This is a genomic window from Paenibacillus sp. NPDC057967, assembly GCF_042887015.1.
GTDB lineage: Bacteria > Bacillota > Bacilli > Paenibacillales > Paenibacillaceae > Pristimantibacillus.
Window position 1 is genome coordinate 99,903 of record NZ_JBHVQB010000010.1, and the last position, 13,857, is coordinate 113,759.

The 13,857-nt window shown below is 53.0% G+C and carries 11 protein-coding genes; all 11 read left to right on the top strand.

All coding sequences use genetic code 11. The features are described 5' to 3' along the window. Nucleotide 1 precedes the first annotated feature (1 nt). The 11 genes from ACFVSO_RS24260 (at nt 2) to ACFVSO_RS24310 (ending at nt 13,653) form a co-directional block, all read left to right on the top strand. Complete coding sequence (locus ACFVSO_RS24260) at nt 2–1,744, top strand: NADH-quinone oxidoreductase subunit N (RefSeq protein ID WP_387478699.1); 1,743 nt, start codon at nt 2–4, stop codon at nt 1,742–1,744. Between the two features lie 360 nt (nt 1,745–2,104). After that, nucleotides 2,105–5,323, top strand: a complete 3,219-nt coding sequence (locus ACFVSO_RS24265) for a S8 family serine peptidase (RefSeq protein WP_387478700.1) — start codon at nt 2,105–2,107, stop codon at nt 5,321–5,323. 32 nt (nt 5,324–5,355) lie between these two features. Beyond that, complete coding sequence (locus tag ACFVSO_RS24270; protein ID WP_387478702.1) at nt 5,356–5,619, top strand: DUF1146 domain-containing protein; 264 nt, start codon at nt 5,356–5,358, stop codon at nt 5,617–5,619. Between the two features lie 273 nt (nt 5,620–5,892). Then, the gene (gene murA, locus ACFVSO_RS24275) at nt 5,893–7,257 is read left to right on the top strand and encodes a UDP-N-acetylglucosamine 1-carboxyvinyltransferase (protein ID WP_387478704.1); all 1,365 of its coding nucleotides are present in this window, start codon (nt 5,893–5,895) and stop codon (nt 7,255–7,257) included. A gap of 300 nt (nt 7,258–7,557) precedes the next feature. Beyond that, nucleotides 7,558–8,784 (top strand): stage II sporulation protein D, encoded by a 1,227-nt coding sequence (spoIID, locus tag ACFVSO_RS24280; RefSeq protein WP_387478707.1) that lies wholly within the window; start codon nt 7,558–7,560, stop codon nt 8,782–8,784. 64 nt (nt 8,785–8,848) lie between these two features. Next, nucleotides 8,849–9,592 (top strand): peptidoglycan DD-metalloendopeptidase family protein, encoded by a 744-nt coding sequence (locus ACFVSO_RS24285; RefSeq protein WP_387478710.1) that lies wholly within the window; start codon nt 8,849–8,851, stop codon nt 9,590–9,592. A gap of 177 nt (nt 9,593–9,769) precedes the next feature. Further along, nucleotides 9,770–10,057, top strand: a complete 288-nt coding sequence (gene spoIIID / locus ACFVSO_RS24290) for a sporulation transcriptional regulator SpoIIID (RefSeq protein WP_387478713.1) — start codon at nt 9,770–9,772, stop codon at nt 10,055–10,057. 150 nt (nt 10,058–10,207) lie between these two features. After that, complete coding sequence (gene mreB / locus ACFVSO_RS24295; protein WP_387478716.1) at nt 10,208–11,197, top strand: rod shape-determining protein; 990 nt, start codon at nt 10,208–10,210, stop codon at nt 11,195–11,197. A gap of 270 nt (nt 11,198–11,467) precedes the next feature. After that, the gene (locus tag ACFVSO_RS24300; RefSeq protein ID WP_387478719.1) at nt 11,468–12,334 is read left to right on the top strand and encodes a flagellar hook-basal body protein; all 867 of its coding nucleotides are present in this window, start codon (nt 11,468–11,470) and stop codon (nt 12,332–12,334) included. Between the two features lie 35 nt (nt 12,335–12,369). Next, nucleotides 12,370–13,209 (top strand): flagellar hook-basal body protein, encoded by an 840-nt coding sequence (locus tag ACFVSO_RS24305; RefSeq protein ID WP_387478722.1) that lies wholly within the window; start codon nt 12,370–12,372, stop codon nt 13,207–13,209. Between the two features lie 21 nt (nt 13,210–13,230). Beyond that, complete coding sequence (locus ACFVSO_RS24310; RefSeq protein WP_387478725.1) at nt 13,231–13,653, top strand: DNA-directed RNA polymerase subunit beta; 423 nt, start codon at nt 13,231–13,233, stop codon at nt 13,651–13,653. The last annotated feature ends 204 nt before the right edge of the window (nt 13,654–13,857 follow it).

Sequence of the window (13,857 nt, forward strand, 5' to 3'; positions counted from 1 at the left end):
GATGCCGGAGCAAACATTATTTCAACCGTTGACATGGTCGGATCTGCTGGTGATGGCTCCTGAGCTTGCGCTCGGCGCTTGGTTTGTTCTACTAGTTGTGCTGGAGCTGCTGCTTCCAAGGAAGGTTAGCAGGAGCTGGATCGGGGGGCTGACACTGACAGGCCTGCTCGGCGCCTTTATTCTGGTTCTGCTGCGTATGATCGAATCGAACGGCGAGGTGGTCTCGCTGCTGGGAGACAGCTACCGAATCGATGATTTTGCGAGCCTGCTCAAGCTGTTGTTCCTGGCGGCTACGGCGCTTATCGTGCTGCTTGGGCTAGGCACGGTGCAGCAGGACAGGGCCATTGTAGATAAGGGCGAATACTTTTATTTGCTGCTGCCTGCTGTGATCGGGGCCATGACGATGGCCTCCTCCGAAAATCTCGTTACGCTTTATATCGGATTGGAGCTGCTGAGCATCACCAGCTATGTTCTGGTTGGGCTTAGAAGAAAGTCGTCCTTGTCGGCCGAAGCGTCCTTCAAATACGTTGTCACAGGGGGGATATCCTCCGCCTTCATCTTGTTCGGCATGTCCTATCTTTACGGTGTGACCGGATCGGTGCAGCTAGCCGGGATTAACGCGGCGTTGCCCGGAGCGCTGGAGCAGGCTGAGGCTCTCGTCTATGCTGGCTTTCTCATGATGATCATTGGATTCGCGATCAAGATTGCGGCAGCTCCGTTCCATGCATGGTCGCTGGATGTGTATCAAGGGGCGCCGACACCGGTAGCCGCTTTTCTGGCTGTCGTATCGAAAGGCGCCGCATTGGCGGTCGTCTTCCGGCTTATGTTCGCAACGGCTTTGTTCGCCAATCCCGAACGTACGGCCGTCAGCAGCGTTAGTGACGAATTGTTTTTCATCGTGCTGCTTGTTGCGGCTGCATCTATGCTGTACGGTACGCTGGCGGCTTTGCGGCAGTTCAATGTGAAGCGTCTGCTCGCTTTGTCCGGCGTGGCTAACGCAGGCTATTTCTTGGTGCCAGTCGGCATTTCCTTTACAGTAGGACGCCTGAACAATATGTCCGAGTTCCTGTTCTATCTCATCGCTTATCTGCTCATGACGATAGGGGCATTTGCGATTCATACAATAGTCAGCCGGGCTGCCGGTCATGATGAGCTGAAGGGCTATGCCGGTATGTATTACCGCTCGCCATGGACGGCAATTGCGATGATTCTTTTTGTCCTATCGTTAGCCGGGCTGCCTGTATCGGCCGGTTTCTTCGGGAAGCTGTTTATACTGCTTGGCGCCGAACGAGCGCAGGCCTACTGGATCGTCGCCATTATGGTGCTGAGCAGCGTCATATCCTACTACTTCTACTTCGGATTGATCCGCCAAATGTTCATGCGCAGCAGCAACGGCCTATCCCCCGCTTCCGTTCCGCTCGACTTCGATGAGGATGAGGGGGCTCCCTCCCATTCATCAGGGTCCGCACTGCCAATTGCCATGCAGGAGGCCCAAGCGGGCCAAATCGAGACGGCGGGAACAAGGGAACAGGCAAGCGCAGAGGAGGCTGAACGAGGCTCCGGTCCGGAAGCGGGTGTCCCTGGTCAGCTTTCCGAGCAGGCGGACGGCGTTATTCGGATGCCATGGCCGACCGCTATCGTCATCGCTCTCTGCGCAGTATTGACGCTTGGGCTAGGCATCGTGCCTGGACCGATGATGGATATGATCCATCATCTATTCAGCTTCCCTCTACCGTCGCATTAGCAGGGGGCTCACACCCTCTGGACTTTTAAAAGCTCTGACGCTGAGCTGCACCGGTTATCGACTGGTTGGCAGCAAAGCGACAGAGCTTTTTTGTTTCATCCAGCCGCTAGCCGGGTAAGGGATGTTAGTCATCGATTTGGCAAGGAATATGGGGCGACGGACTTATACGGCAGACTGCTTGCGAATGGTATATCTATCCATAGCGCCGGGGCCTCCCGCTTGCCTGCTAGTTGCAATGGGAATGGGAGAGGCTTCAGCCGGTATCATCCGTCTTCTATGCCCTTTTTTATGATCAATAAGAAGGGAAAACGTATTCGTTCAACGAAATATTAATGAAATACGTTTCAAAGGCAGAATATAATGAACATAGACTATCATAACGATGCAAAAAAGAAGCAGGATCGGCCCATTTCCTATCCTGTATCTCATACCGAGGGCGCGGCTGCATCGCGCGCCCGATACAGTGCGAAGCGCCTCGTCCGCGGAAGAGGCGCTGACCGTGTTGCGCTCCTGGCGCGCAGAGGGCTGCGCCGCGCGTTCCTGGCGCTGCTGCTCGGGAGCATCGCGCTCTGGGGCTTATCCGCCCCAGGCGCCTCCGCTCCCGGAGGGGCCTCGCCAGCCGGATACGCGCAGGCGTCCGGCTCGGCAGCGCTGACGGAGCAGCCGCAGAGCTGGCTGCTCAAGTGGTCGGACCCCAAGCTTGCGCATGAGCTGAGCGGGGTTGAGGTGATCCGCCGCCAGAGCGAAGCGGCGGTGGATGTCGTGCGCCCCGCCAAGGATGCGGGCGGGGATCTGGAAGATTGGCTGCGCCGCCTGAGCAGCGCGCCGGGGGTCGAGTACGTGCATCTGAATCAAAAGGTGCAGGTGCTCTCCATCACGGACGAAGAGCTAGCAGATTCGCTAGCGGCAACGGAAGCGTCAGATCCCGAGAATGACGTAGACGATGAAGCGCCAGTGGAGGAAGACCAGACGTCTGATCCAGCGACTGAAGAAGAGCGTGCTGCCGGCTCCAAGGATGCCGGCGCTAAGACCTCCTCTTCGCTAACGACAGAATCTCCGGCAGCAGATGAGCCACTGGCTGCAGCTAAAGCAGCGCCAATAAAGGCAAATGATCCCGAGCTGTCCAAGCAGAAGCATTTGACGCAGATTGGAGCCCTGAAAGCTTGGGAAACCATCAGGGAGCATACCGGAATTACGATTGCGCTTGTGGATACAGGCGTCGATCTGGATCATCCTGACCTGAAGGACAATTTGGTGCCTGGCGTAAACCTTGTCGATCCCAAGAAGCTGCCGGATGACGACAATGGTCATGGCACAAGCGTGGCTGGCGTTATCGCGGCCAAAGGAAATAACGGAATTGGCGTAGCCGGCATTCTGTGGAATGCCAAGCTTATGCCGGTCAAAGCGCTCGATCAATGGGGCGATGGAACGGAGCAGGATTTGGGAGAAGGCATTCTGTACGCTGTTCGCAATGGAGCCAAGGTCGTCGTGCTGTCTGTTGGCCTTCACCGGTATTCGCCTTATATGCAGGATATCGTGAACTATGCTGAAAACCATGGCGTGCTTCTGGTAGCGGCCGCAGGCAATGACGGTGTAACGCTAGGGAGCAAGGCGGCGGTCAAATATCCCGCAGCCTATCCCACTGTTCTCGCTGTGGGCGGCGTGAAAGCCGATGGTCAGCCGGACCCACGGTCCAATCCCGGTCCTGAATTGGATCTTCTTGCACCGTGGAACGTATACACAACGGGAGTGAACGGTACCTATAAGAAGGAAGAGGGCTCGTCTATGGCAGCACCGCAAGCTGCTGCCGCTGCAGCGCTCCTGATGGCTCAATATCCTGATTATCAACCCTATCAGATACGAGAGCTGCTTCGCCAAACGGCGAAGGATATCGGACCCAAGGGGGCGGATACAACATCCGGTTACGGCATCCTGCAGCTGGATCAAGCCGTCACGGCTTCCTTGTCCAAGGATGCGCATGAACCAAACAATAGTATCGGCGCGGCAACGACATTCCCGCTGATGAGTCAAATGATCGCTGAGCTTGAATCGGCCAAGGATCAAGACTGGTATATGATTGATGTTCCCTTTGACGGCAAGCTTACGATTTATTACAAAGGGATGCCTGAATCGGGGCAGGCTGTGCCTGTTGTCCGGTTCACTCACTATGCGGGCGGCAAGCAGCTGTCCGCCACAGATACCAAGTTGTCCACTAAAACGATGGATTTCGACGTCAAAAAAGGCAAGCAGTACATACAGGTACAGTACGGGAGTCCGGAGGAACGCAGAGCGCTTGCTTATGCCTTAATGTCATCCTTCACGATGAGTCCGGATCCGTATGAGCCGAATGACCGTATGGCGAATGCGTTCAAGCTGGAAGCCAAGTCGCAGACGATTACGGGCTCCTTCCATCAGACGGCTGACCGTGACTGGTTCGCCGTGACGTTCAAGGAAGACGGGAAGTTGCAGCTTACGCTGGAAGGCAGTACCGCGCGCATGGATTTGGGGCTGTCTATTCAGCGGGAAGGCGGCTCGCTTACCCTATATGATGAGAACGGGGAAGGCATGAATGAATGGACACCAGTCATGTCGGTAACACCAGGGACGTATTATATCAGGGTGCACAATGCGATATCGCTGGAGGCTAGTCCAACAGTTGGCACTTATAAGCTTCGGCTGGATTACAAACCGGAGCTTACCGATCCCAATGAGCCTAATGACAAGAGCTATGAAGCTCTTCTCATGAATCCCGGCACGGAGTACAAGGGCGTCATACACAGCGCCTCCGATATTGACTGGTTCCAGTTCCGTATGGCCAGCTCCGGTATTGTCCGGATGAATGTCGGGGGAGTGCCGACAGACGCCTCGCTTAAGCTAGAGGTATATGACAAGAGAATGAGCCGTCTTGCACTCGGCACCACCGGGTCAAGCGGCAAGCTGCAGACACAGGAGCAAGTGCTGCAGCCGGGTGTTTATTATGTGAAGCTGACGTCGAGCAAAGCGTTCACGAACCAGTATTATCGCCTCTCCTTCCAAGCGGAGGAGCTGATCTCCGGGTTCCGGGATATTAAAGGGCATTGGGCCAGAGATGAAATCGTATCGATGGCCGCAAGCGGCATTGTGAACGGCACAGGCAGTTATCGCTTTCAGCCGGAGCGAAATATTACAAGGGCGGAAGCGGTAGCGATGATCGTCAAGGCGTATAAGCCGCTGACCGGCAATGTCGTAACCAAATCGTTTTCGGATGTAAGCAGCAGCCACTGGGCGAATGATGCGATACGCAAAGCGGTTCAACAGGGTTGGGTGAACGGGTTTCCGGATGGAACCTTCAAGCCTGACAGGCCGGTCACGCGAGCTGAGATGGCCGTTATGATCGGGCATGCAGAGGGTATAGCCGCACGAATACCGACCTCCCGTCCCTTCCAGGACGTGTCACAATACGAATGGTACTCTGCCATGCTTCATGCTATGAAGCTGGAGGGCAAGCTGAAGGGCGTCGAGCCGAACCGGTTCAAGCCGGAAGGCCAAGCGAGCAGGGCCGAATTTACCGTATTGTTGTACCGTTATTATAAGGACTAAGAGCCGTATCAGCGGCTCCCTGAGGAGGAGCTATGGGAAACAATGATGTAATGGGCGATTTGCTCCGGATGAACGGATTAACGGGGATGTTCTCGATCGTTGTGGAACTGCTCAGCATTCTGCTCGTCTGGATGCTGATTCGCGAAGTAAAGTGGGAGACGTTTTTTCATTTCCCTAACAGCCGAAAGGCGCAGGTGCTGAAAATTGTGCTTACTGTCGCACTTGGGCATATGTTCGCACAGTTTATCTTGCAATATTGGAATTACACTGTCATGCTTAAAACCTTTGTCGAATAACAACAGCGAAACATGTTAACAATGGGTAATACCATGCTGCACAATTTGTTGAAATTAGTCGACAAAAAAGGGCGATATCAGCCCGCAGTACAGGGTTAGATAGCGGCTACCGCTGTATTTCACCCCGCAATTATTGCCAAGTGGCACAGATGCAAAAAGTGGAAAGAATTTAACCCTTGTCGATTATTGCAGCATAATGTTAAGATGAAGGTTAGTAATGCGATCGAAATCTGTCTAATTATTGAAATTGCTATTCGCGGAGGGAACACAAAGATGACTAAAATTATCGTCCGCGGAGGCCAGCGTCTAACGGGCACGGTCCGCGTAAGCGGCGCCAAAAATGCAGTGCTCCCCATTCTTGCTGCCTCATTACTAGCGACGGAAGGAGACAGCGTCATCTGTGACGTTCCCCTCCTCGACGACGTTATGACGATTCAGAACGTGCTCGCTTCTCTGGGGGCCCAAATTTCTTATAATAATGAAACCATGCGGGTATCCGCACCTTTAATTTCATCATTCGAAGCGCCTTACGAGCTCATTCGCAAGATGAGAGCGTCCTTCCTGGTTATGGGTCCTTTGCTGGCCCGTATCGGTAAGGTACGGATTTCTCTTCCGGGCGGCTGTGCAATCGGTACCAGACCGATTGACCAGCATTTGAAGGGCTTCGAGGCGATGGGCGCCGAGATTACACTCGGGCAAGGCTTTATCGAGGCGACAGCGCCGACCAGGCTGAGAGGCGCCAAAATTTATTTGGACGTTGCAAGCGTAGGCGCAACGGAGAATATTATGATGGCGGCTGCTCTGGCAAACGGTACCACGACGATTGAAAATGCGGCGAAAGAGCCGGAGATTGTGGATCTCGCCAACTATATCAATGCGATGGGCGGCAAGGTCCGCGGCGCAGGCACAGGAATGATCCGTATTGAAGGCGTGGAGCGTATGAAGGGCGCCAAGCACAATGTTATTCCTGACCGCGTAGAAGCGGGTACGTATATGATCGCTTCTGCCATTACAGGCGGAGATGTCTTCATTGAAGGAGCCATCGCCGATCATCTGACGCCAGTCATCTCCAAGCTTCAAGAGATGGGTGTCGAGATTACCGAGAGTGACAGCGGCATCCGCGTCCGCTCCGGCCATCCGCTGAAGGCGGTTGACGTCAAGACGCTGCCGCATCCTGGCTTCCCAACGGATATGCAGTCTCAAATGATGGCGCTGCTTCTCGTATCGGAAGGTACGAGCGTCGTGACAGAGACGGTATTCGAGAATCGCTTCATGCATGTGGAGCAATTCCAGAAGATGAATGCCAGCATTAAGGTAGATGGACGCTCTGCTATTGTGACTGGCGGTGTACCGCTCACGGGAGCAAAGGTATGCGCTACAGATCTTCGCGCAGGTGCTGCTCTGATCTGTGCCGCCTTACGCGCTGATGGCGAGACGGAGGTAACAGGCTTGCATCATATTGATCGCGGCTACGTGGATATTACAGGTAAGCTGGCATCGCTTGGCGCCACCATTTATCGTGAGGAAGCGTCAGAGACCGTGGCAACTGCTCAGGCAGCTAGCAAAGCGGCCGATTCATCAACGTACAAGCGGGAGAAGGAAGTTGCAGTACTGAAGGTGCAGCCCACTTGGGCTTAACGTAATCGTAAACAAGAACAAACGGGAGATTCTCTAGCAGCCTGTCCGGCCAGACCGGACGGCGCAAGGAGTCTCCCGTTTTTTTGATGCTCTGTGAAGGCTGATTGCCGGGATAAGACATGATGCGATTGATAGAACCCGCCGCAAAAGAGATTAGAGAAGCTTCATTTTGCTTCTATCCTACTAGAAGACTTCATAGACTGTACTATTAGGACGTGAGGCAAGAGACGTCCATATAGAAGCGCGGCATGGAGACAAACGGCTCCAGCGCTGGAATGGAGGGAGGTCGGCAGGCTTAGCATGGCGGGAAAGCTTGCTAGAGTTGGATTAAGCTTGCGTAGAAGCAAGCAATGGTGGATCATCTTTTGCATCGGCGTTTTGCTCGGTTTCACAGTATTCGGAATGAGAGGCATGATCATAGCCTCCGATGCGGCTGCCGCGGAGAGAAGAGCAGCGGCTGCGTCCCATATCAATGAAACGGCAGGGCTGGCTCCAGAATCGGTCGAGCCTGCCCCAGAGGTAGACCACACCGCAAAGCCGAAGCCGGTTGTACGGCAAGATGATGGCGCGAAGGAACCAACAAACTCAGTTGTTGTTGAGCCGTTGCCTGTAAGCGAGCCAAGAACGGGAGCCGCAGAACTGGCGGTCCCGGCTAAAGGCGCACTGGACAATCAGCGCGTTCGTGTCTATCTGACAGATCGGAAGAAGGTAGAGAGCGTACCGCTGGAGACGTATGTAATGGGTGTACTTGCCGCCGAAATGCCGATTGACTTTGAACTGGAGGCGATGAAGGCACAAGCGATTGCGGCCCGCACCTACATTGTTCGCCGGTTGTCCTCGGCGGAGATGGCAAGCGAAAGAGCGGATGTGCTGGATACGGTACAGCATCAGGCGTATCTATCGAAGGACGAGCTGGGCAAACGGTGGAAGGGCCAGGACAAAACAGTGAATTTGGCCAAGCTCAAACGAGCGGTAGACGAGACGCGAGGATATATTTTAACCTATAAGGGCGAACCTATTGAGGCGGCGTTTTTTTCTACTAGCAATGGCTTTACAGAAAATGCGGAAGACTACTGGACGCAATCGCTCCCTTACTTGCGCAGTGTAGAGAGTCCTTGGGATGAAGACATCTCTCCCCGTTACGAAGCGGAGACTTCATTCTCTAGAAAGGAATTGTACCGGGCGCTTGGTTTAAAGGGAAAGGCAGCAAGCTCCAAGCTATCCATTCATGTAACGAAACGTACGGAAGGAAACCGGATCAAAGAGGTTGTCATAAACGGCATATCTTTTAGCGGCAGGGAAGTAAGAGAGAAGCTAGGTCTTGCATCCTCTCATTTCAGCTGGAAGTTCGAAGGCGACGAGATAGTTATCTTGACCTACGGGCTAGGACACGGTGTCGGTATGAGCCAGTGGGGAGCCAACGGAATGGCGCAAGAAGGGAAGTTCGCGAGCGAGATTCTGTTGCATTACTATACGGGAACGAAAGTGGAACAAGCTTCGAAGCTTCCAAACCGGACAACCTCTTAAAATTTGATATGCCTCACGTATAAACCTAGCAGATGTGGCAACAATGGCTAGTGAGGTGATATCAATGAATGATCAAAACCAGAACAAACAAAAGCAAAGACCAGAGGAATCTCCCAAAAACTCACTGGGAGGAGCGTCTGCCGCGAAATCTAGCAGCGGACTGAAGAAACTATTCGCAAAGCGTTGGGTTTCTCCAGCAATCTTCATGGCTGCGGCGGCAATTATCGTAACCTTAATGTGGATCTATCAGGGATCTGATCCGGCGAAGCCGACAACGGTCCCGGACAACTCTACTGAGGTCGCGAAAGGTGAAGAAGGCGAAGGCCAGATTGCGCCGGAGGATGAAGTCGACGTTGTGGCTATCGCCGAGGACATGAAGTGGCCGGTAGCGAGCAAGCAGGAGCTGCAAGTGGAAACCAAGTTTTATGATGAGAAAGCAAGCGAGACCGAGAAAGAAGCCGCGCTTGTCCAGGTCGGAACGACGTATTCGCCGCATACGGGCATCGACTTCGTCGATCCGAGCGGCCAGCCGTTCGACGTGCTTGCTGCTCTGAACGGCAAGGTAACGCGTGTGGAGCCGCATCCGCTTAATGGCAATGTCATTGAGATTAGCCATGGCAACGGTCTCGTGACCGTATACCAAAGCTTGACGGACGTTCAAGTGGAAGAAGGCGATGAAGTGAGTCAAGGAACAGTGATCGCACAAGCAGGCCGCAGCGATCTGGAACGCGAACTTGGCATCCACCTTCACTTCGAAACTCGGTTGAACGGTAAGACCGTTAATCCAAGCCAGTACATTTCCGAATAATTCTGGGCAGCTGGCGAATAGGCCGAAAGTTGCGACAGGCGGGGGACAATTCCCCCGCCTGTTTTGTTTTTTTCAAAAATTATTGCCTTTCAGGGCTTGTCACGCTTGGACATAAAGAATATCTACACGCTGCACTCATATAATGTACCAAACTATCTCGAGTAGGGAGGCGGGAACGTGCACGATTACATCAAAGAGCGAACCATTAAAATAGGCCGTTGCATCGTGGAGACGAAGCAAACGGTACGAACGATCGCCAAAGAGTTCGGCGTGTCCAAGAGCACGGTGCATAAGGATTTGACCGAACGGTTGCCGGAGATTAACCCCGACCTGGCGGACCAGGTTAAGCACATTCTCGAGTACCACAAGTCGATCAGGCACCTCAGAGGAGGAGAAGCGACTAAAATCAAGTACAAAAAAACGAGTGCCAAAAAACGCGAGGTATTGGCTGCTGGAAAGGCGTAACGTCTTCTGAAGGGATTCCTGATTTTTTTACAAAGCATAGAGGATTTTTGTCCTTTTTGGCGAATAATGTTCGTTAGGGGTTTTTCCTGTTCTGGGAAAACAGAAGTGGAACGTTACGATTATCATTATTCGTTGGGGGACTTAAGCCTTATGCTGAGCAAGGATATCGGAATTGATCTTGGGACAGCCAATGTGTCTATTCATGTGAAAGGGAAAGGCGTCGTGCTTGACGAGCCGTCTGTCGTCGCCATTGAGAGCGACAGCAAGAAGGTGCTCGCTGTTGGCGAGGACGCGCATCGCATGGTCGGGCGTACGCCTGGGAATATTGTGGCCATCCGGCCGCTGAGGGACGGCGTTATTGCCGATTTCGAGATTACGGAAATTATGTTGAAAGCGTTTATTGACCGCGTGGACGGCCGCAAGTGGTTCAGCCGTCCACGTATTCTCATCTGCGCCCCAACGAATATTACTTCCGTGGAGCAGAAGGCGATTCGCGAGGCTGCCGAGCGCAGCGGCGCGAAAGAAGTTTATTTGGAAGAAGAGCCTAAGGCTGCTGCGATTGGAGCAGGCATGGATATCTTCCAGCCTAGCGGCAATATGGTAGTGGATATCGGCGGCGGCACGACGGACGTAGCCGTCTTGTCCATGGGCGACATTGTTACGGCTTCCTCGATTAAAGTCGCGGGGGATAAGTTCGACGACGCCATCATGAAGTACATCAAAAATAAGTACAAGCTATTAATCGGTGAGCGGACAAGCGAGGATATCAAAATTAAGATTGGTACGGTATACGACAACGGTCGTGTGGAAGAGATGGATATTCGGGGCCGCGACATGGTCTCCGGACTGCCTCTTACGGTGACGATTCGTTCGGGCGAAATTAGGGAAGCGCTATGGGATCCTGTGATGTCCATTGTAGCGGCTGCGAAATTCGTGCTCGAACAGACGCCGCCGGAACTATCGGCGGATATCATTGACAGAGGTGTAATCCTGACCGGTGGCGGCGCACTGCTGGACGGGCTTGATACACTGCTTGCGGACGAGCTGAAGGTGCCGGTTTTGATCGCTGAAAACCCGATGCATTGCGTCGTCAAGGGGACGGGCATTCTGCTCGATAACTTGGACAAGCTCAAAAAATAAATGGTTTTTGTCACAGGACAAGCTTTCGCGGGTAGGGCGCCATTGGGGGGCGTGCCGAAGCGGAAATGAGTCTAAGGTCATGGTCATGAGCTATTCAGAGGGCCTCGCCGCCAACCGATAATAGAGGATAGAGATCACGAATCGGGACGGAAGCTATGTTTACTTTGTAAACATTAGACTAATGCTTTCGATGCTATGTTTACTTTGTAAACATTAAGCGTATGCTTTCGAAGCTATGTTTGCTTCGCAAACATTTGAGGAGGAATTGTCATGCTAAGAGGACTATACACGGCAGCATCGGGCATGATTGCCCAGCAGCGTCGCCACGACACGGTGACGAACAATATCGCCAATATCCATACGCCAGGCTACAAGCAGACCAACGCGGTTACACGTTCTTTTCCGGAGATGCTCTTGTCGTTGACAGGCGTGGATCAGGCGGAGCGCACGACTGTCGGACGCTGGACAAGCGGGGTATTTGCTGAGGAGAGTCTGTCCATTCACCTGCAGGGCGATCTGACACAGACGAACCAGTCCTCCGATTTTGCATTGATATCCAATATAGAAGTCGACGGACTTGCCTTTGACGCATCGGGGAAGGCTACCGGACCGGATGGCGTGCCAGTATTCCAGCCGCAAGCCTTCTTCACCGTACAGGATGGCAATGGCGATATTCGTTATACAAGGGGCGGCAAGTTTACGGTTACGGGTGACGGATTTCTGATGACCAGCGACGGTTCCAATGTTCTTGGCACCAACGGGGCGCCTATTCAGCTTCCTGCAGGTGTAGGGCTGGACAGCCTGATTCTGACGGACGACCAGCGCTTTGTAGACAGCAACGGCGTCGATATAGGGGCTCAGCTGCTCATTACCCGAATTGAGAATCCGAATGATCTGGTCAGAGAAGGCAACGGCAACTTCCGTTTCGTTGATGACCGCGGACAAGCCCGTGCAATCGAGGTGGGCGAGCGAATTGAAGTTAGACAAGGTTATGTGGAGCGTTCCAACGTGGATTCCGCCCAAGCGGCTGTAGACTTGATGTCTGCTCTGCGCGCCTATGAGGCCAATCAGAAGGTCATTCAATTTTATGATCAAAGCTTGCAGAAAGCGGCTAATGAAGTAGGACGGGTAGGCTAGACGAGATACGGACGAGCTAAGGGAGGAATTGCGACATGAATGCATCCATGATCAATGCGATGGTATCGATGAACGCGCTTCAGCAGAAGCTGGACCTCATCGCTGACAATATGGCCAACGTCAATACGGTAGGCTACAAGAAGAAGGAAGCGACCTTCGAGGATTTGCTTAATAATGTCAAGAGACAACCTGATACATTCAGTCAGCCGGGCAGGCTGACGCCGCTTGATTTCAGCCAGGGCTGGGGCTCCAAACTGACCATGATTCAGCCGAATCTATCCCAAGGACCGATGAAAGAAACAAGCGTGCCGACGGATCTGGCGATCGAAGGAAATGCGCTTTTTGAAGTGCAAGTAGACGGTGCGGGCAACCGTGCCTATACGCGAAGCGGCGCCTTCCAGTTGACGATGGCGGCAAACGGTGATACGATTTTGGCAACGGAAAAAGGCTATCCGGTTATCGCGAATATCCCTGACGGCAACGGCAATATCGTCGAGGGGAATATTGTGTTGCCAGCAGGCTATAATCTCCGTGTCGATGCTGACGGAACCGTACTTGGCGTATCTTCTGCAGGTACGATTAATCTGGGCAGCATCAAATTGCTTCAAGCAACCCGTCCGGCCGCACTGACGGCAGTAGCGGATAATTTGTTCGCGATCGCGACGGGCATCAATGTAGACGATGTTGTTCAGGAGATTACTCCAACTCTGGATAATCGGATCGCTTTGCGTCAAGGCTATCTGGAACAGTCCAACGTCGAGTATGTAGATGAAGCGACGGAGCTTATCAATGTTCAGCGTGCTTATCAATTGGCAGCAAGAGCTTTATCGTCCAGCGATACGATGATGGGCCTTGCGAACTCGATACGCGCGTAAGAACGAATGAAGGTGATAGGTATGGCCGATGATCGAATCCCCGCGAGCCGCAGAGAATTCGAGAACGGGTCCATGAAGAAAGATGGCGATGAGGGAAGAACGTTGCGTTATGGCTCCATGAGCACGACGCTTTCCCGTACGCAGCGGCATGGCGGCACTCAGCCTGGTTATTCGGGCGAGGCAGCAGATCCGATAAAGGAGAAAAGCCGCAAATCCGTGGATGAAGAGCCAGGTGAGGAAGACGAAGAGGATTACAAATTTCCGAAGTGGGCAAGAATTGCCTTTTGGATGTTGCGCAAAAGCATTGTACCTATCGTGATGATTGTGATGCTGATCGTCGGGCTTTACGTAGGTTTCGTGTTTTTAGGTGATGGTTCCAAAAACGATGTATTCGAATGGGCAACCTGGCGCCATCTGTATGACCTGGTCTTCGCTGAATCCTAATCATACATGTCGAGTCGATATAATCAAGAGAGCTGATTTATGCAGTGTACACACTGTATGAATAGCTCTTTTTTATTTGTTTTGAAGATAGCATTAATCTGCGACCGCGGTCGCAACGTGCACAAAAAAAGCCCCGTTAAACGGGGCTCCATGCAAACTAATCGTTAACGCTGTTCCGTTAAGTGTTTCGTCTGCAGCTATTCG